The 18,067-nt window shown below is 66.8% G+C and carries 16 protein-coding genes and 1 tRNA gene; 9 read left to right on the forward strand and 8 right to left on the reverse strand.

Features of this window, described 5'->3' with window-relative positions; genetic code table 11:
- Positions 1 to 95 precede the first annotated feature (95 nt).
- A complete protein-coding gene (locus tag EBN03_RS13955) occupies positions 96 to 593 on the forward strand; it encodes a type 1 glutamine amidotransferase domain-containing protein (RefSeq protein ID WP_122188459.1) in 498 nt (165 codons plus the stop codon).
- Between the two features lie 701 nt (positions 594 to 1,294).
- Complete coding sequence (locus EBN03_RS34130) at positions 1,295 to 1,849, forward strand: zinc ribbon domain-containing protein (RefSeq protein WP_158675623.1); 555 nt, start codon at positions 1,295 to 1,297, stop codon at positions 1,847 to 1,849.
- Between the two features lie 171 nt (positions 1,850 to 2,020).
- Here EBN03_RS34130 and EBN03_RS13970 read toward each other — a convergent pair whose 3' ends face one another.
- Together EBN03_RS13970 and EBN03_RS13975 are read right to left on the reverse strand one after the other, a co-directional pair.
- Entirely contained in the window at positions 2,021 to 3,418 is a 1,398-nt protein-coding gene (locus EBN03_RS13970) for a cytochrome P450 (RefSeq protein ID WP_122188462.1), read from the reverse strand.
- Positions 3,419 to 3,475: 57 nt separating this feature from the next.
- The gene (locus tag EBN03_RS13975) at positions 3,476 to 4,459 is read right to left on the reverse strand and encodes an AraC family transcriptional regulator ligand-binding domain-containing protein (protein WP_147471580.1); all 984 of its coding nucleotides are present in this window, start codon (positions 4,457 to 4,459) and stop codon (positions 3,476 to 3,478) included.
- A gap of 218 nt (positions 4,460 to 4,677) precedes the next feature.
- Here EBN03_RS13975 and EBN03_RS13980 point away from each other — a divergent pair, with 218 nt between their 5' ends.
- From EBN03_RS13980 to EBN03_RS13990, 3 genes are all read left to right on the forward strand, one after another.
- Positions 4,678 to 6,033 (forward strand): cytochrome P450, encoded by a 1,356-nt coding sequence (locus tag EBN03_RS13980; RefSeq protein ID WP_122188464.1) that lies wholly within the window; start codon positions 4,678 to 4,680, stop codon positions 6,031 to 6,033.
- Positions 6,034 to 6,092: 59 nt separating this feature from the next.
- Entirely contained in the window at positions 6,093 to 6,608 is a 516-nt protein-coding gene (locus EBN03_RS13985) for a hypothetical protein (RefSeq protein ID WP_122188465.1), read from the forward strand.
- A gap of 217 nt (positions 6,609 to 6,825) precedes the next feature.
- Entirely contained in the window at positions 6,826 to 8,385 is a 1,560-nt protein-coding gene (locus EBN03_RS13990; protein ID WP_122188466.1) for an amino acid permease, read from the forward strand.
- A 169-nt stretch (positions 8,386 to 8,554) separates the two neighbouring features.
- Here EBN03_RS13990 and EBN03_RS13995 read toward each other — a convergent pair whose 3' ends face one another.
- From EBN03_RS13995 to EBN03_RS14005, 3 genes are all read right to left on the reverse strand, one after another.
- A complete protein-coding gene (locus EBN03_RS13995; protein WP_122188467.1) occupies positions 8,555 to 9,595 on the reverse strand; it encodes a polyprenyl synthetase family protein in 1,041 nt (346 codons plus the stop codon).
- Positions 9,596 to 10,053: 458 nt separating this feature from the next.
- Complete coding sequence (locus EBN03_RS14000) at positions 10,054 to 10,434, reverse strand: DUF1304 domain-containing protein (protein ID WP_233608377.1); 381 nt, start codon at positions 10,432 to 10,434, stop codon at positions 10,054 to 10,056.
- Positions 10,435 to 10,483: 49 nt separating this feature from the next.
- Entirely contained in the window at positions 10,484 to 11,155 is a 672-nt protein-coding gene (locus tag EBN03_RS14005; RefSeq protein WP_122188468.1) for a trimeric intracellular cation channel family protein, read from the reverse strand.
- A 375-nt stretch (positions 11,156 to 11,530) separates the two neighbouring features.
- On the opposite strand from EBN03_RS14005, the gene EBN03_RS14010 reads away from it, so the two are divergent.
- A tRNA-Arg gene (locus tag EBN03_RS14010) sits at positions 11,531 to 11,606 on the forward strand.
- Between the two features lie 86 nt (positions 11,607 to 11,692).
- Here EBN03_RS14010 and EBN03_RS14015 read toward each other — a convergent pair.
- Complete coding sequence (locus EBN03_RS14015) at positions 11,693 to 12,103, reverse strand: hypothetical protein (protein ID WP_122188469.1); 411 nt, start codon at positions 12,101 to 12,103, stop codon at positions 11,693 to 11,695.
- Positions 12,104 to 12,371: 268 nt separating this feature from the next.
- Here EBN03_RS14015 and EBN03_RS14020 point away from each other — a divergent pair, with 268 nt between their 5' ends.
- Positions 12,372 to 13,397: a hypothetical protein gene (locus EBN03_RS14020; RefSeq protein ID WP_122188470.1), complete on the forward strand. Its 1,026-nt coding sequence runs from the start codon at positions 12,372 to 12,374 to the stop codon at positions 13,395 to 13,397.
- A 526-nt stretch (positions 13,398 to 13,923) separates the two neighbouring features.
- Here EBN03_RS14020 and EBN03_RS14025 read toward each other — a convergent pair.
- Positions 13,924 to 14,763, reverse strand: coding sequence for a LysR family transcriptional regulator (locus EBN03_RS14025; protein ID WP_122188722.1), 840 nt, complete (start codon positions 14,761 to 14,763; stop codon positions 13,924 to 13,926).
- Between the two features lie 105 nt (positions 14,764 to 14,868).
- Between EBN03_RS14025 and EBN03_RS14030 the strand changes: the two genes are divergently transcribed.
- On the forward strand, positions 14,869 to 15,594 hold the full coding sequence (locus EBN03_RS14030; RefSeq protein WP_122188471.1) for an SDR family oxidoreductase: 726 nt from the start codon (positions 14,869 to 14,871) through the stop codon (positions 15,592 to 15,594).
- Entirely contained in the window at positions 15,591 to 16,532 is a 942-nt protein-coding gene (locus tag EBN03_RS14035; RefSeq protein ID WP_199742785.1) for an NADP-dependent oxidoreductase, read from the forward strand. Before EBN03_RS14030 ends, EBN03_RS14035 begins: the two co-directional genes overlap by 4 nt.
- Positions 16,533 to 16,542: 10 nt before the next feature.
- Here EBN03_RS14035 and EBN03_RS14040 read toward each other — a convergent pair whose 3' ends face one another.
- Complete coding sequence (locus tag EBN03_RS14040; protein WP_122188472.1) at positions 16,543 to 17,892, reverse strand: condensation domain-containing protein; 1,350 nt, start codon at positions 17,890 to 17,892, stop codon at positions 16,543 to 16,545.
- Positions 17,893 to 18,067 lie beyond the last annotated feature (175 nt).

The raw sequence follows: 18,067 nt of genomic DNA on the forward strand, positions 1-18,067 counted from the left end.
ACTTCGGCGAATGCAGGGCTGGACATCGGATTGCGGTCGCCACGCCGGGTAGTGTGCTCCCGGCCGTTGATCGGCTCAGTCTGACGCCCGGGCCGATGGCCGGTCCAGGCGGGTCCGCCCATGTACGTGCGTCCCTCGAGGCGGCTACGGAGCTCTGGGAGCCGGTGCCCCTCGATGAGGTCCGGGTGAACGACTTCGAGGCGATCTACATTCCGGGCGGACACGGCTGCATGGAAGATCTCGCCACGGACCCGATCTCGGCCGAGATCCTTACTGCGACGCTATCGACAGGGACGCCGCTGGGAATGTCGTGCCATGCTCCGGCCGCACTACTCGCGACTGGCCGAGCCGACGGTACTTCGCCCTTCGCCGGATATCGGGTGACTGCGTTCAGCAATGCTGAGGAGCGGCAAGCTGGGCATGCCGAAATGGCAAAGTGGTTGCTCGCGGACCGGCTGGCGAACCTCGGGATCGATTATCGATCCGGGCCTCCGTGGTCTGTGCATATCGAAGCGGATCGCAATGTATTCACCGCCCAGAACCCTCTTTCGGCAGCTTCGCTTGCGACCGAGCTCGTCAGGGTGCTTGCCTGAAATGCCAGGAATCGGCCGATCTCGGCGTCGGTTGCTCCCCTGTCTGGGGGTCAGGGCTTCGATTTATGTTGCCCAATGTATTTCGGGCTCCGTCGCGCGGCTCGTGGGTAGCCGCGTGACGGAGGGCCGGCCTCCGAGTGACGCCAGGTCGGGTCAGTAGCTCTGGCTCGCCGGCAGTCCGAGGTCGGCGGACACGGTCGGCGCCAGCGGTGAGCACGGGTCGCCGAGGCAGCCGAAGAGCAGCAGGCCGACCTCCAACGGCACCGTCATCGATCTCTCGTTGGGTGCGGCCAAGATTTGCATCGCGCGGCTCGGCTGTGTGTGATTCCGGGCGAGCCCGCCGGATCGCGGCAGGTCACGGCGCCACTGCAGTTTTCCGTCCCGGAAAATTCGAGGGCGCAGACGCGTAGCCGAGGTCTGCGGGGAATCCACCTCAGGGCCCCGAACCTCGCCACCTGAATCCGGAACGGACAGAAGTGCGGGTTCGGCCTCATCTGTCCCCCGATGACTCTGGATAGCTGAGCCGCGGCGGCTGGGTGGCGTTGTGGCGGAATGCCTTCCACCGCTCACGCATCGCGCGGGCCGAGTGCCCACCGGACGCCGGCGGAGTGTCCCGGCCCCTCGGCTCGGGTAACATCACCGGAGCTGGTTGGGTCCGCAATCCGGACGGTTCACCGACCGCGTGCGGTGAGGAACGGACCATGAAGCCGGAATCTGTTCAATGCCCCAACTGTGGTGCGCCGCTTACGCTCACTCCCCAGGGGCTGTGTTCCTACTGCCATTCGCTGGTGCGGGTCGACGCCGGGCCCTACACGCACGAGCGTGGGTTGATCGGCGCCATGCTGCGGAGCTACGCCGCCCTGGTCGACGAGCCCGCGGTGCGGCGCGGAATCGAAGCGCGCGGCCTGACCGGGGCGGCCGACGTACTCACCCAGGCCGTGATGGCCGCGCGAGCACGCGTCGAGCTGGCCGGGCTCGCGGTGGACGGCGCCGGCGGCACCCTCGAGGTGTACACAGCAGCTGAGGTGTGGACGCTCAACCTCGCGGCTGACCTGCTCGCCCTGATGGCGACCATGGACAACGTCCCTAAGGCGAAGCGGGCCGCCGTCAAGGACATGCGCATCGGAATCGACGCGGTCCTCGGGACACGGCGGAGCTGGTCCGTCATCGGTAACGCGGCGCCCGGCCCGACGGCGCTGCACGAGCTGCGAGCCAAGGTCCCCAAACGCCAACTCGTACGGCTGTTTCGCTCGTGACCGCCACGACCTCGTCACTGTGATGGATAACGAGCGCGGAGGTCGGGGGGTCGTCTCTCGCTCGGGTGACCGGGAGTTGAGGTAAGCACGACAGGTGGAGCGACACCTGCGAACCGGTAGCCGAGTGACCGGTCCACCCATGCGTCGCTCGAACCGTCGGATGGGGTGCGGTCAGCTGCCCCGTTTCTCTGTGATCATCAGCTGGTTTCGGGTGGTGTAAGTGCTGGCGGCGACCTTTTCCATCCGGGTGCCCGGTTGCGGACGGAGGCGCCAGCTGCCGGCGATGGTGGCCAGCGCGAGAGTTCCCTCGACCACGGCGAATACATCGCCGATGCATTTGCGGGGTCCGGCGCTGAACTGCAGCATCGCGTGCCGGGGAATCTCGGTCACCCGTTCCGGCGACCAGCGGTCAGGGTCGAAGGTGGTCGCGTTCGGGAATAGGCGCGAATCCCTTTGCACGGCATACGGACTCATCAGAAGGTCGGTCCCGGCCGGGATGCGGTACTCGCCGATCTCTGTGTCCGCAGTGGCGCGGCGGGTCAGGATCCACCCCGGCGGGTACAGCCGCAGTGTCTCGCTGACCACCTGGGCGGTGTAGGCCAGCTGGGGAACATCGGCGTATTCCGCGGGGCGGCCGCCCAGCACCTCGTCGACCTCCGCGTGCACGCGCGCCTCGATCTCGGGATTCTCGCCGAACGTGTGGAACGCCCACGACAGCATCGCCCCCGTGGTTTCCGATCCGGCGATGATGATCGCCACCATCTGATCGTGGATTTCCTGATCGGACAGCGGTTCTCCGTCCTCTCCGCGCGCCTCCAACAGCATGCTCAGCAAGTCGTTCCGGGCAGCAGTGTCGCGCCTGCGCTCGGAGATGACCACGTCCACCAATCCGTGGAATCGCTCCAGAATGGCCTTGTACTCCCGGTTGCTGGGCAACGGCAGCCGTTTCAGCACCGGCACCGGGTTGGTCATGCGTCGGAAGAGTAGATCCAGCAGCCGGGGCATGCTGTACTTCACCTCGGTGGAGAGCTTTTCGCCGATCTCCGAGGAGATCAGCGTCTTCGACGCCACCGCCAGCGCCAGTGCGGTCATCTCGACGCGGACGTCGACAACCCGTCCGTCCTGCCAGGTGTCGAGGTGAGAGACGATCTCTTCGCGCATGACGACGGCATAGTTCGCGATGCGTTCGCGCCGAAACGCGGGCTGCATCAACAGTCGCTGCCGCCGATGTTCCTCACCCTCGGACGCCACCAGACCGTTGCCGAACAGGTCCCGTGCGCCCTGGATCTGGGCCCCTTTGTCGAACGACCGTGCCTTCGCGACAAGAACTTCCCGGATCAGGTCCGGGGAACTCAGCACGTAGGCGCGCAGCGGGCCCAACGTGACCGAGACGATATCGCCTTGGTCCCGAAGGAATTCGAACAATGCCAACGGGTCGTTGCGGAATTGCAGGGCATGCCCAAGTAAAGGCTTCCCTCCGGGAGCTGCCACGATCGTTGCTGAGGACACGGGATACTCCGAGATTTTGATGGGAGTGGACCGGTTCATCATCCAGCCGCCGGTGACCACGCGTAAGGACGGAACGTGCCGAATACCCGCTATCCCGCGCCATGACCTGCGCGGCGCTCAGCGCATGTGGGACCACCGCCTATGAGCTCGACGCAGCGCCCTGACGTCCGCATAGCCCATTTCTCTCGCGGTTTCGCCGGTGACCTTCGGATGTGACCGCTCGACACGGTCCCAGCGGGCGCGTCGCGCGCGATCGAGTTCCGCGGTCCAGGTCGTGCCCTCCTCGGCGAGCCGGCGTTGCAGACTGCGCCCGCTGGTCGCCATTCGCCGAGCGACGACATTTATCGTGACGGGCTCCTCGCCGAGCATGCTCAGCAGGATGCCGTGCATCCGGTCGGTCCAGGTGGTGACGACCGGTGACGGCGCGGGAATCGTTTCGGCATACCGCCGTACGATTCGGGCGAGAACGGGATCGGCGGTCGTCAGGCGGCTGTCGAGGTCGCCGAGGCGAAAGGTGATGTGATCGGTCGGCATTCCGAAGTCGACCCGGGTGGTGCCGAGCAGTTCGACCAACCGGTCCGTCCGGCCGGGAGCTTGCTGCCGGAAACCGACCCGCACCGGGGCGACCCGCCGACCGGTGAGGCGGCGGGCCCGGACTACGTTGGCCACCACGGCGAATTGCATGGCCAGTTCCCGTGCTCGGCCCTCACCGCTGAACAGTTGGATGGCGACGGTCACCTCGCTGTCGTCCGAGGCCGCGAGATCGAAATCGTAGTTGGTGGTGATCGTGTTCAGGAACGGCTTGCAGGCGGCCAAGCCCTCCTGCAGTGTCGGAGCCGTGGTCAGCAGATAGTCGTGCAGTCCGAGCTTGCCGGGTGCGTAGGCCGCCGCGGCACGCAGCGCCACATCGGAATCGTCCAGCTCGTGTTCGGCCAGTTCCCACAACCGGAGCTGACAATCACTGGACACCATGGCATCCCCGCTCGACAGCATCCAGTCCTCGAGACCCGCCTCCCGCGCCACCCGCCGCCGCGCCGCGGCTGCCAAGCCGGTATGGTCGAGCACATACTTCGGCAGCAGGACCTGATCCACGGCTCGCACCCACACAATCTAACCGTCGCCGTCCCTGACGCAAGCCTGAATTATGTTGCGACAAGCCACAAATCGTCGAGGGTGTCCGGGCTCCACGGCCAGGCCCGGGAACGTCAAGGGTTCCACAACTGTTGGCCGGCTCGCTCGATGACGCCGGGGTCAGCGGGGTCTGGTGGGCGATCCCCATGGTCGGGAAATCCGGGCAATGCCCGCTTTAATCAACGGTTATGTCCAGTTCTGTTGTAGCCCAAGAGCTTTCCCCGCTGATCAAGGGTCGTGTCCGCAACACCAAACAATTCGTCGGTGACCCGATCTCGTTCCTGTCCGACTCGATGGCCAAGCACGGCAGCGTCTTTCGCTTCCAGCTGGTTAACGGGAACATGCTCGGGGTGACCCATCCGCACTACATCAAGTACATCCTGCAGGAACGTATGCGGAACTTCACGCGGGAAACCCAGATGTACGACGTGATGGAGCCGTTCGCGGGCCGCGGGCTGGCGACGATCGCCGACCACGATCGCTGGCGGCGCAACCGGCGCCTGGTCCAGCCGGCGTTCCACCACAAGCAGATCGCCGACCTGAGCGCGATCATGGTGGCCGAGATCGACCGAATGTGCACGGAATGGAGCGAGTACGCCCGCACCGGGCAGCCGGTCGACCTGGGTCAGCAGTTGAGCCACCTGACTCTGCGCATCGTGGTGCGCGCGCTGTTCGGCCTGGATCCGCACGGCGCCTATGTGGCCGACTTCGCCCGGTCGGCGGAGAACGCGAATGTGGAACTGGGCCGGTTCGTGCGAATGCCGTTCGTGCCCTTGAAGGTTCCCACCCCCAGCCATCGTCGCTTCTGGCGGGCGATCGCCGAGATGGACGCCGTCGTCTACGCGGTCATCCAGGAACTGCGCGAAAAGGAGACCGGCGGCCTGCTGTCCATGCTCATGAACACCGAGGACGAGGACACCAGCGAGCGTTTCACCGACAAGGAGTTGCGCGACGAGGTCGTCACCATGCTCTTCGCCGGTCACGAGACCAGCGCGTCCGCCCTGACGTCGGCCATGCTGCTGCTGAGCGTGAATCCCGACGAGCGCAAGCGACTGCACGAGAGCGTGGACGGCGCACTGCCCGGCGGGCACGCCGAGATGACCGACCTGTCCGCGCTGTCCTACACCAAGCAGGTGCTGGACGAGGTGCTGCGGCTCAAGCCGCCGGCGTGGATGGGGCAGCGCCGCGCCGTGGCGGACGACGAGATCGGCGGCTTCCATATCCCGGCCGGAACCTCGGTGATCTACAGCTACTACCACGCGCACCGGCACCCCGAATTCTGGGACCGGCCGGACACTTTCGACCCGGACCGATTCGCCCCCGACGCCGTGGCCGCCCGCGACCGTAACCTGCTGCTGCCCTTCGGAGCGGGCGGTCACATATGCATCGGTAACGCGTTCGCGCTGATGGAAATGCAGCTGGCGTTGTCGACCATAGCGCGGCGCTTCGAGTGGACCGTCGAGAAGCCGGACCTGACTCCCATCTCCTCGCTGACACTGAACACCAAGTACCCCGTCATCGCGACACTGACCGAACGGTCGTGACGTGCGCGGCGCGGTGGTGTCGGTAAGGTTCGGCGATCAATCCCGGGAGGATCGAACGTATGGCGCAGTTTCAGCATCGGATCGACGAAATGACCGACGACTCGGGATTTCTCGGTCTTGTCGACCCACACGCGTACACGTCGTTCGTCGGTGCGGACTGGACCTTGGAGGGGCTGTTCGAGCGCGTCGAATCACAGATGCGGCAGCGGACGATGCTGCTGTGGGGGACCGGCGGCGAGGAGCAGTGGCGGATCGACCTGTCGGATTCGCCGGTGGATCCGGGGCTGCCGATCATCAGGCAAATCGCCGGGCCCATCACCGTGACGCGTGGTGAGCTGGTCGTCGTCAATCTGGACACCGTCACCATGGCCGCCCAGTTCGCGGACTCCACCGTGGGCGACGACAGGGATATCTACGGATCCGGTCTCGAGCTCCCCAACGGCGACTACATCTGCACCATCAGCCAACTCACCGATCCCGAAGAGGATCGGACCCATGAGGGCCCCGACTTCCACCTCCAGCTCCAAGCCGGACGGACCTCACTATGGCTCGAGGTTCCATGGTCCGAACTATGACGCTCCGACAGAACGCACAGCATTCGGCATGACCGTGCACTGTTCGGCGGCCGAGTGGCGCACAGCCGAACTTTTCTCACTACGGTTTTCCGAGTCGAAACACGCTCTTACGCCGACCTAACGACTGAGGTCACATTCCGAAACACGGCGGCTCGATGCTCGATCCGTCGCGGACCGGAGACTTCCCGGACCGCCGGATTTACGGAAGTGGAGGCTCGTGGTGAGTATCGATGCCGAGGCGAGAATTTCGGAGGAAGACTCCGATGAATCGGTGCTGGCCGCACTCGGATACAAACAGGAATTGACCCGGTCCTGGTCAGGATTCTCCAATTTCGCGATCTCGTTCTCGATGATCTCGATCCTGTCGGGCTGTTTCACCAGTTTCGGGCTGGGCTGGAACAACGGCGGTCCCGCAGCCATCGCGTGGGGTTGGCCGTTGGTCTCCATCCTGATCCTGGTGATCGGGTTCTGTATGTCGGAATTGGTATCGGCGTTCCCGACCTCCGGTGGGATCTACTGGTGGGCCAGTAAACTCGGCGGGCCGCGAGCCGGGTATTACACCGGCTGGCTGAACATGATCGGCCTGCTCGCGGTCACCGCATCGGTCGCCTACGGGTGCGCGTCGTTCTTCGACACCGTGGTGGGCACCTTCAGCCAGAGCTGGGCCGCCGGCTACAGCCTGACTCGGGTCTTCATCGAGTTCATCGTCATCCTGGCGTTGGCCGCGACTGTGAACATCTTCTCCTCGCACCTGCTGGCCATCCTCAACAACATTTCGGTGTGGTGGCACGTGGTCGGCGCGGCGGCGGTCGTGGTGATCCTGTTCGCCCTGCCCGACCACCACGCGAGCCTCGGTGCGGTGTTGACCCACACCGTGAACAACACCGGATTCTTCGGCGGTTCCACCAGCGGTGCCGGCTTCCTGCTGTTCGTGCTGCCGATCTCGGTGATTCTCACCCAGTACACGATCACCGGCTATGACGCCTCCGCCCACCTGTCCGAGGAGACCAAATCGGCCTCGCAGGCGGCGGCCAAGGGCATCTGGCAATCCATCCTGTACTCGGGTATCGGCGGCTGGATCCTGCTGCTGGCGTTCCTGTTCGCCGTACAGGACGAGGACGGGCTGACCAAGGCCAACGGTGCGATCCCGGCGCTGCTGGGGCAGTCCCTGAGCCCCAACTGGACCGGCGCGGTGTTGATCATCTCCACTGTCGGGCAGTTCTTCTGCGTCTTCGCCAGCATGACCTCGACCTCGCGCATGATGTACGCGTTCAGCCGGGACCGGGCGATTCCCGCCGCCGGCACCCTGTCCAAGCTGAACGGCAGGCACGTGCCGGTGGCGACGGTCCTCGCCACTGCGGTGACCAGCGTCATCCTGACGCTGCCGGCACTGGTCAAGGTGGATATCAACGGCTCGCCGACCCCGGTCGCCTTCTACGCTGTCGTGTCCATCGGCGTGGTCGGCCTCTACCTGTCCTTCGCGATCCCGATCTTCCTGCGCTGGAAGGCCGGCGACACGTTCCCGGCCGGTAAATGGAACCTGGGCGCGAAATACAAGTGGATGGCGCCGTTGGCGGTGGTCGAAATCCTCGTCACCTCGGTGATCGCCATGTTCCCGACCGCGGAGGCGGGCGCACCCTGGTCGCCGGACTTCGCCTGGAAGTTCGTGAACTACACCCCGATCGTCGTGCTCGGCGCCTTGGCCCTGTTGTGGGCCGCCTGGCATCTGTCGGTCAAGAAGTGGTTCACCGGGCCGAAGACCACGATCGATGCCTGACGAGGTGCCGGCACCGAACCTCTGCCGTTCTCGGTAGTTCGGCACAGGTGTCCGCTCAGGCGCGAACGATCCGACCTGTGTGAGAAATCCCCGAACCCGCTGTTGTGGGTTCGGGGATTTCTGTGTTCGCGCCGAATCACCGTCGGCAGGGCGGTCGTTCGAACTGCGGCTAGGTCGGAATCCGCACGCTACACACTGCGGTGACGACAGACTCGTCGATCATCCACTCGACGGCCGCACGGTGTCGCGACGGCGCGGCCAGATCGACGAGCGTCGACTTCAGCTGCCGGCCGATCTCGACGACGTGTGCGTCATATCGCTCGGTGGTGTCGGGATGGGTGAGGACATCCCGCAACACGGCGCGGGCCGCGAGATCGGTTCGTGCTCGGTCGCTCACGCGGTGGATCTCGTCGCGCCCCTGTGCCGTCGAACCCTCCAGCGCGTGGGCCAGCAGCAGCGTCCGGGTGCCGTTGGCGAGGTCTTCGTCGTCGCGCACATCCCGCAGCAGGGACTTGCGGTCGTTCGCGAGTTGGCGCAGCACGCCGAACCGGCGGCCGAACTCTCGCCACAACGGAACCTCGGCTGCGGTGACGCCGGCCAGCTCCGCTGTCATCGCGACGTCGCGGGCGCAGGCCGAACCCGATCTGCCGGCGTAGTTCCGCAGCACGTCGGTCACGGAGCCGGCGTCGACGGCGGAGGATATGTCGGCCAGCTGGCTGTCCGCGGCGTCGAGATTGGCGTCCGCGATCTGTTCGATCCATGCGTTGCGCACCGCGGTCGGTTGCGTCACCTGCTGCGCGACGAGGGCCGACGGCAGCAGGCCCATGCACGCCACCGCCGCGATAGTGGCCTGGCCTGGGGACAGTCCCACCCGGGTCGGGTCGAAATGGCCGTCGTTGAGGTCATCGAAGATATCGGCGCCGGTCCACCACAGCCGGGAGAGGACGCACAGCGGCAGCGCCGGATCCGTTTCTCCGGTGAGCGCTCCGAGGATCGGCACCGGCAGCAGTCGATGGATGCTGGAGTTCTTGTAGTCGGTCCGCAGCAGGCGGATGACCGCCGAACCCAACTGAGGATGGCGCCGACAGATCTCGTCGACGCACCGGATCGTCTGCTCTACGACTCGTGTCTGCGCCGCCGACAGTTCCGGATAGGCGGGGGGCATCCGCACGGCAGGTTGCTCCGGCGACGGCGGTTCGTTGGGTTCCATACGCGGAGTTGAGCTTTCAGCTGGACGGACTGATTCCATCGATCGACTGCCCGCAGGCGGTCTCGGATCGGGTTCAGCAGAATGTACCTCATCCACACGGCGCCAGCCGGTCGCCACTTTCGTTGGCGCCCATCATCTTTCGAGATCGAGGCCTGTGTGCGCCCGAAGAACCCGCTGCACAGTATCGGCGTGCGCAATGTCAATCTCGGTGCCGGACACCGCCTTTCGGTGGAGCAGCGACGCTGCAACCTGATTCTGATCGGCGGGCCCGACTCACCGTCACGGCGGCGGTGACGCAGCGGGTGACGACCACCTTCGAATTCGGCGCCGCCGACGGCCCGAACGGCAAGGACACCGAAAGACCCGTTCGAGGCGACCTTCACCTGCCGGATCGACGAGGATCAGATCGGTGAGGTCGCCCTCGGACGGTCCGGCGCCTGCGGTGGCGATCCTTGCCGCTACAGCTGGGTCAGACCTGCCAGCAGGGTGAGGGCCGGGAACATGCCTTGGACGATGGCCGAGCGGAGCATGGCGCGGTCGGTGGTGATCAGGACTACGGCGGCGGCCAGCATCGAGCCGCAGGCCAGGACGATCAGCGCCCATCCGGTCGCGGGGTAGGAGCGGACCAGGCCCGCCCCGGCGATGGCGCCGATGGCGAGGAACAGGTTGTAGAAACCCTGGTTGTAAGCCCAGTTGCGGACGGCGGAAAGGTCGGATTCGGCTACCCGGAAGAGGCGGCGGTGGACCTTCGGGTCGGTGAAGCGGATCGACTCCAGGACGAAGATATAGACGTGGACGAGGCCGGCGAGGGCGGCCATGAGCTGTACGACGGCGAGCACGGGATCTCCTTCGGGGCGAGTCGGGGGAAATGCGTTGGGCTGCAGGCGGTCAGCGGCGGCGGTGCGGGCGGGCTTGGGGTGCGTGCCAGTGGTAGCGCAGCGCGAGGACGCGCAGGGCGAAGACGGCGAGGGCGGCGATCGCGCCGGTGAAGTCGTCGAGGTGACCGTAGTGGATCAGCAGCGCGGTGGCCGTGCAGCCGACCAGGGCGGGAATCGCGTAGAGCTCGGAGTCGCGGCGCAGCAGCAGGGGGATCTCGCCGGCGAGCAGGTCGCGCAGCACACCGCCGCCGACCGCGGCGACCACGCCGACGATCGCCGCGGAAGGGCCGCCGAGGCCGGAGCGGTGAGCGGTCTCGGTGCCGGTGACGCAGAAGATGCCCAGGCCGAAGGCGTCGGTGGTGTACAGCGGCCAGCGGGTCAGCCGCAGCGGGGGATGCCAGCAGAAGATGAGCAGCGCGCCGGCCAGCGCCACCACCGCGTAGGACAGCCGGGTGAACGCGATCGGCGGGGTCCGGCCGATGACGAGGTCCCGGATGATCCCGCCGCCGACGGCGGTCACGGTGGCCAGGACCGCGATTCCGATGATGTCGAACTTCTTCTGCACCGCCAGCAGGGCTCCCGAGACCGCGAAGGCGAAGATGCCGACGTGTTCGCCGACCTGCTGCCCGACCGACACCGCGGTGTGGAACTTCTCCGGCTGCGCCAATACGGCCGACAACATCGCGTACCTCCAGGTCTGCTCTCCACTGCATGGTAGGTGACGCGCGAACCGGCTTCCGTGACCCGAAGCGACGCGGTGTCGGCGCGGCTCGGTGGCACTGGTGAACTGGCCTGCCGGATAATCGGTTTCGCTCGGCAACTCCCGGTGCTACCGTCGAATCATCAAGCCGCACAACAAGTAAGGAGGCAGCACATGGTCGCGACGATCCGCAATCGACGCCGGTACCGACTGTGGCGGGCCTCCGTGGCGGCAGCTCGATATCGGTTCTGACCTGGTTCGGAGCCGATATGTGGGCCGCGCGGAGCATCTCCGTCGCGGCCTTTCTTCTGCCTCGGCGCCGAGGTGGTGTCATCGTCGACACCGCGCGCGGGCCCAGTGCCTGTAGCTCAACGGATAGAGCGCTCGCCTACGAAGCGAGAGACTGGAGGTTCGAATCCTCCCGGGCGCACCACATCGGACCGGCGGTCCTGCGATTGAGATGCGCAGCACCGCAACGTATCTCCAGGCTGCGGTGCTGCGTCGTGCGCGGGACCCGGATCAGAGCGGGATGCTCACCGGCGGGCAGTTGGAGCTCACCGTGCCGGTCAGCTGCTGCAGCAGCGGCGGGTTGTTCACGGTGATCTTCGTGGTCACCACGTTGGTCGAGGCGGCGGCCGTGATCACGTGCTCGCCCGCGGTCTGTGGGGCCCAGCCCGCGAACGCCTGCTGGAAGCCCGCGGAGGGGTTGACGTAGGCGAACTGAACGCCGTTGTCGGAGAACGTGACCGGGAATGCGGTGCCGACGAGGTCCACGTTCGCGAAGACGTTGTAACTGCAACCGACGATCGGGTTGGGGTTGGAGAACGAAATGCTCAGAATCTGCGCGTTCGCCGACGGTGCCACCAGGGTCGCCGCGGCGGCCATCGCGCCGAACGCGGTGATGCCGAAGCCCGCCTTGGTCTTGCTCATAATTGTGCCTCTCGTGATGCACCGTCCGGCGGCTCTGGGGCCGGACGGGAAATAGTGGTGCGGTCGAATGTCCGATCATTCTCCGACGATCCGACACATCGGTGTTCCACACTACTGGACGGTCAGGTTCGCGGTGTGGATTTCGACGATCCGGTTCCGCTCAGCGGGTGCCGAATGGATGGCGATTGCGATTCGGCGGAGGCGCACTTTATCTTTGCAGCCGGTCGATACCGCGGGTGTCGACCGGTGGCTTCGAAAGGCAAACGAAATGCGCCCCAGCAATAAATTCTCCAAGACGATCGCGGCCACGGCCGGACTTGCGACGACCGCCGGTCTCGCGGTTGCCGCGGTGTGCGCGACACCTGCGTCGGCCGGAACCCAGGTGACGCCGGCCGGTGATTCGGTCACCGGCACCCTGGTCGGCAACCTGGTAGTGAACGTCGGTTCGTTCCAGGGCACCTGCACGATCTCCTCGGTGAGCGGGAAGATCCCGGCGTCCCCGTCGAACGTCAGCGACGGTGCGATCACCGTGCCGCTGGGCACACCCACGGTCTCGAACTGTTCGATCAACGCGCCGCTGGAGAACCTCACGGTGCAGGTCAGCGGCAACTGGGCGATCACCGGGCAGTACGGCTCGCCCATCAACGGATATCTGACGATTCCGCAGAACGGCGTGTACGCGTCGATCAGCGGGCTGGTCTCGTGCACCGGTAACGCGGCGCCGGCCGGGGCGGTCACCCTGCCGGGTATCTGGACCAACGGGACCGATTCGGTGAACAACCCGTCGAAGGTCTCGGTGGTCAACGGCACGGTTCCGGTCGCGGTTAGCGGCGGCGGCCTGTGCCCGGGTAACACCGGCTTCGCGTCCGTGTCGGCCACGTATGCCGTGAAGGACACCACCAACCCGTCGGCGCCGGTCGTCATCGGCCCCTACGACTCCACGCCGACCACCACGACCACCCCCCCGAGCTGCACGACCACCACCACGGCTCCGCCGACCACCACCACGGTCCCGCCGACCACCACGACGGCTCCGACCACGACCGTCGTGCCGCCGACCACCACGACCAGCTCCGGTGGCGGGACGGGCAGTGCCGGTTCGCTGCCGTTCCTCGGCCCGTTGTTCGGCTCGCTCAGTGGCGGATCGGCCCCGGCCGCCGCCGGTCCCATGCTGACCGGGAGCTGCACCACGTCCACCACGACGGTGCCGACCACGACCGTGCCGCCGACCACGACGACGATCCCGACCACCATCCAGACCTACCCGACTATGACGCGGGGTTCGCTGTCCTGAGCTTGCTCGGTGAGATGTGCGTTGCGGTCCGTCAGCGCACTCTCAGCAATCGGTGTGAACCACAGGCTCGCCGATCCGTGAAGGGGCCGTCGCAACGATGCGACGGCCCCTTCTTCTGTGTTCGGACAGCCGGAAAATTGAAATGAATTCCACCTCTGAAAGTGACACGGGTTCCACTTTCTCAACTCTCCGCCTTGGTGGAATCGGCATGCTGTACGCGTCGCCGAACGCGGCGCTGCTCGTTGCCGGGCAAGTCTCTGGACAATTGTCTGGATAAGTAATCGAGCGGCAGAACGGACTAAAGAGCAATCGGATCGCGGCGTAATTTGGGCGATTGTCCAGATAAACTTCCGGCAGGACTATTTCCGAAAGGGCGGCTTATCATTGACCGACCGGTCGCTCATTCTCATGTCGATGACGCAGGCGCCGAAGTGTGAATTCCCACGGCGTACTGTCGAATCGGCCTCGAATGAGCGATCGGTGCACGCCGGCCGAGTCGGCGCGGCTGGTGGAAAAGCGGTGTCGGTCAGAGCCGCGTCGCGGTACGCACCAGGTCGGCGACCGCCTTGGATCTGCTGTGCGGGGGCCAGGCGATGACAGTCGTGACCGCCGGCGCGTCCGGCACGGGCACGACGGCATGATCGTCGCGAAGCTGGCTGCGCAGCGACTCCGGCACGACCGCGCAGGCGAGCCCCAGCGAAATCAGTTGGAGCAGTTGGGTCATGTCGCGCACCTGCGGGCCGGGCCCGTCCGGATAGCTGCCGTCCTGTCCGGGCCAGCGCGGCAGCGGCAGATCCGCCCGGTCGTTCACCTCGGCCAGCGACACCTGCGCCCGAGCAGCCAGCGGGTGACCCGCGGGCAGCACCACGACCTGCGGTTCGGTATGCAGATCCTCGGTGTCGAATCCGGCTGTCGTGTCGTAAGGCCGGTGCAGCAGGGCCACATCGGCACGTCCGTTGCGCAGCAGGCTTTCCGGCTCCCCGGGCCCGCACAGCATCACCTCGACGGCCGGCGCGCCCGGTTCCGCGGCGTAGGCATCCAGCAGTTTCGACACCAGTTCCCTCGAGGCTCCCGCCTTGGTAGCCAACACCACACCGGGCCGGTCCGCGCCGGCGCGGCGGGTGCGGCGCTCGGCGGCCTCGACCGCGTCGAGCGCGTTGCGGGCCTCCCGCAGCAGCACCGACCCGGCCTCGGTCAGTGCGGTACCGCGAGTGGTGCGGTGCAGCAGGACGACCCCGAGCCGCCGCTCCAGCCGCTGGATGGCGCGCGACAGTGGCGGTTGCGCCATCGAGAGCCGCTGTGCCGCGCGCCCGAAGTGCAACTCCTCGGCGACGGCGACGAAGTATCGCATCTCCCGCGTCTCCACCGGCTCATCGTATCCGGCGCTGAACATGAGCGATATCCGCGCGGTATCGCCGCCCACTCGGCTGGTCTTGGACGCCGCACCTCGCCCAGCCGCAGGATCGGTGGTGTGAGTGAACAGACGATCGCGCTGGTGACCGGCGCGAACAAGGGAATCGGATACGAGATCGCCGCGGGCCTGGGCGCCCTCGGCTGGCGCATCGGTGTGGGCGCGCGGGATTCGCACCGCCGCGACGCCGCGGTGGCGAAGCTGCGCGCGGCCGGCACCGACGCGTTCGGTGTACCACTCGACGTGACCGACGACGAAAGCGTCGCTGCCGCAGCCGAATCGATCGCCGAACAGGCCGGCGGCCTCGACGTCCTGGTGAACAATGCCGCGATCACCGGTGATCTGCCCCAGACCCCTACCGCGCTCGATCCCGCGACCGTGCGAATCGTCGTGGAAACCAACGTGATCGGGGTCGTCCGGGTCACCAACGCGATGCTGCCGATGCTGCGTGCCTCGGCCGCACCGCGAATCGTCAACATGTCCAGCAGCGTCGGCTCGCTCGCCCTGCAGACCACACCCGGCGTCGATCTGGGCCCGGTGCCGGCCGCCTACTTGGCCTCGAAGACCTTCCTCAACGCCCTGACGATCCAATACGTCAAGGAACTGAGCGGCACCGGCATCCTGATCAACTCCGGCTGCCCCGGGTTCACCGCCACCGACCTCAACGGCTTCCGCGGCGACCGCACACCAGAGCAGGGCGCGGCCATCGCGATTCGCCTCGCGACGCTGCCCGGCGACGGGCCGACCGGCGGCTTCTTCGACGACGCCGGAGCGGTCCCGTGGTGACGGGAGCGGCCCGAACGACGAAGGCAGTCAGATACAACGAGTTCGGCGGAATCGACGTGTTGCGGGTCGACGAGGTCCCCCGCCCGGTGCCCGGAGCCGGACAGGTCCTCGTGCAGGTGCGGGCCGCGGGCATCAACCCCGGTGAGGCCGCCATCCGCACCGGCGCGATGGCCGAGATCTTTCCCTCGACCTTCCCGTCCGGGCAGGGCAGCGATCTCGCCGGGGTCGTCGCCGAGATCGGGCCCGGCGCAAGCCGATTCCGGGTGGGCGACGAGGTACTCGGGTTCTCCGAAAAGCGTTCCGCCCAGGCCGAATCGGTTCTGGTCGAAGCCGGCAACCTCACACCCAAACCGAAGCAGGTCCCCTGGGAGGTGGCGGGCGGCCTCTACGTCGCGGGCGTGACGGCCTGGGGCGCAGTGCATTCCGTGCACCCCGGCCGCAGCGAGACGGTCGTGGTCGCCGCGGCCGCCGGCGGCGTCGGCTCGCTCGCCGTGCAGCTCGCGCGCCGCGCCGGAGCCACGGTCATCGGCCTGGCGAGCCGACCTAACCACGAATGGTTGCGCCGCCACGGCGTGATCCCGGTCGCCTACGGAGACGGTGTCGCCGACCGGATCGAGGCCGCCGCACCGGACGGCGTCGATGCCTTCATCGACGCCCACGGCGGCGGGTACGTCGAACTGGCCCTCGCCCTCGGTGTCGCGGTCGAACGGATCGACACCATCGCCGATTTCGCCGCCGCCGCGAAATACGGAGTCAGGACCGAACCGGGTGCCGACGCCAGGCCCGGTGCGGAGGTGCTCGCCGAGCTGGCCGCCCTGATCGCCGCGGGAGAACTCGAGGTCCCGATCGCGAACATCTACCCGTTGGCGCGGGTCCGCCAGGCCTACACCGAACTCGAACGCCGACACACCCGCGGCAAGATCGTGCTCGTGCCCTGACCGGCGCGGCTCAACCCCAGAAGGTCGGGTGCAGTCCCCACTCGTTGAACTCCTCCACGACCAGCTTCTCGAGCGACTCCCGCGTCGGGAACCGGTCGGGGTCGAGGCCGGCGATCTGCATGATCATGGTCTCGCCGTCGTTCCCGCACAGGCACATCAGGCCCGCCTCCCAGCGGCGGTAGTTGTCCGGGTCGGTGGCCGCCATGCGCAGGCCGAAGGCCACCTTGGCGCGCTTGCCCTGGATCCCGGCCACGACCTGGGGCAGGTTGCCGAGGTTGGAGCACAACAACTCGGGGGACTTGGTCGACTTGGCGGCGATCGGCACCAGGAACTGCGGCGCCATCTGGGTGATCGCGCCCAGATACGCCGCGGCGGGCTTGTTCTCGACGTCGGACTCGCTGAGCGATGCCTTGAGCGCCCGGCGGATCTCGCCGAGGTCGGTCTTCGTGCCCTCCCGGTAGGTAACCCAGATCGCCTTGCTGCTCAAGGCATTTCCGCGCGGATCCTCCATGTCGACCCGGGTGGAGTGCGGAACGACCACACACACCTCGTCACCGTCGCTGACGCGGCCGATGCGGCCGTACAGTCCGACCAGCACCCCGATGTAGAGGGCGTTGACCGTGCCGCCGCGCTCGGCGGCCACCCGATTCCATTCCGCCATCGAGATCTCGGCCATGGTCACCGAGGGGATCCAGCGGTTTCCGAGCGGGAGTCGTGGCAGCTCCGGGCGCGGGTTGCGCGGCCGGAGCTTCACCTTGCGGGCGCCCCACGCCTGCCGCATGCCGCGGCCCGCCTCCTTCAGCTGTCCGCGGGCGTCGGCCAGATGGGCCCGGCGGCGGCGTTGGGCCGGGGTGGTGCCGACGAGCCGGCCCGCGCTCTCGGTCCGGGAGGGCGGCGCGTCGCTGTCCATGCGGGCGACGGTGTCGCCGACCGCGAGGATGCCGCCCAGCCCGTCGAGGACCACGTGCGACACCACATAGCTGATGATCTGGCCGCCCGCGGCGGTCGGTGACACCGACAGGCGGTAGACGGAACCCTCGTAGGGGTCCAGGTCGACCTCGCCCTTCTCCCAGATCCAGTCCAGGTAGCCGTTCTCGGGCACCGGCCGGTCGTCGAAGTCGACGGGGTGCGTGCGCAGCGGGGTGTCCCACCAGTCCCGCGCGAACGGAATCCTGGTTCTACGGACCCGGCGTGACCCGAAGCCCGCGGCCAAGTGCTCGTTGACCCGGATCCAGGTCTCCTTCGGCAGCGGTTCGTCGAAGACCCACACACCCTGGGGTGTCATCAAGTTCGGCAGGATCGAATGGGTTTTGAGCTGCAGGTCGTCTTCAGGTGTCAGCCGGTTCATCGGATCGTTCACGAACTAAAAACTCCAGACGGTCGGTTTGTTGGGCCGGAGTCGCCATACTATGGCCCCTTCTGTCCCTCCGACCTGCGTTTGCGGGTGCTTATAGACTTCCGTCCAACTATGCTGCCGCGCTGCCGTGGTCGCGGACCTTCCTTCTCCACGGTGTGCGGCGGCGGTGTGAGCGGGA

Source organism: Nocardia stercoris, assembly GCF_003696265.1.
In the GTDB taxonomy this organism is placed as follows: domain Bacteria; phylum Actinomycetota; class Actinomycetes; order Mycobacteriales; family Mycobacteriaceae; genus Nocardia; species Nocardia stercoris.

Coding starts and splice junctions, on each gene's coding strand:
- EBN03_RS14015 (WP_122188469.1), bottom strand. CDS start 12,103: ATGAGCAAGACCAAGGCGGGCTTCGGCATCACCGCGTTCGGCGCGATG.
- EBN03_RS14020 (WP_122188470.1), top strand. CDS start 12,372: ATGCGCCCCAGCAATAAATTCTCCAAGACGATCGCGGCCACGGCCGGA.
- EBN03_RS13955 (WP_122188459.1), top strand. CDS start 96: ATGGCCGGTCCAGGCGGGTCCGCCCATGTACGTGCGTCCCTCGAGGCG.
- EBN03_RS13980 (WP_122188464.1), top strand. CDS start 4,678: ATGTCCAGTTCTGTTGTAGCCCAAGAGCTTTCCCCGCTGATCAAGGGT.
- EBN03_RS13985 (WP_122188465.1), top strand. CDS start 6,093: ATGGCGCAGTTTCAGCATCGGATCGACGAAATGACCGACGACTCGGGA.
- EBN03_RS13995 (WP_122188467.1), bottom strand. CDS start 9,595: ATGGAACCCAACGAACCGCCGTCGCCGGAGCAACCTGCCGTGCGGATG.
- EBN03_RS34130 (WP_158675623.1), top strand. CDS start 1,295: ATGAAGCCGGAATCTGTTCAATGCCCCAACTGTGGTGCGCCGCTTACG.
- EBN03_RS14005 (WP_122188468.1), bottom strand. CDS start 11,155: ATGTTGTCGGCCGTATTGGCGCAGCCGGAGAAGTTCCACACCGCGGTG.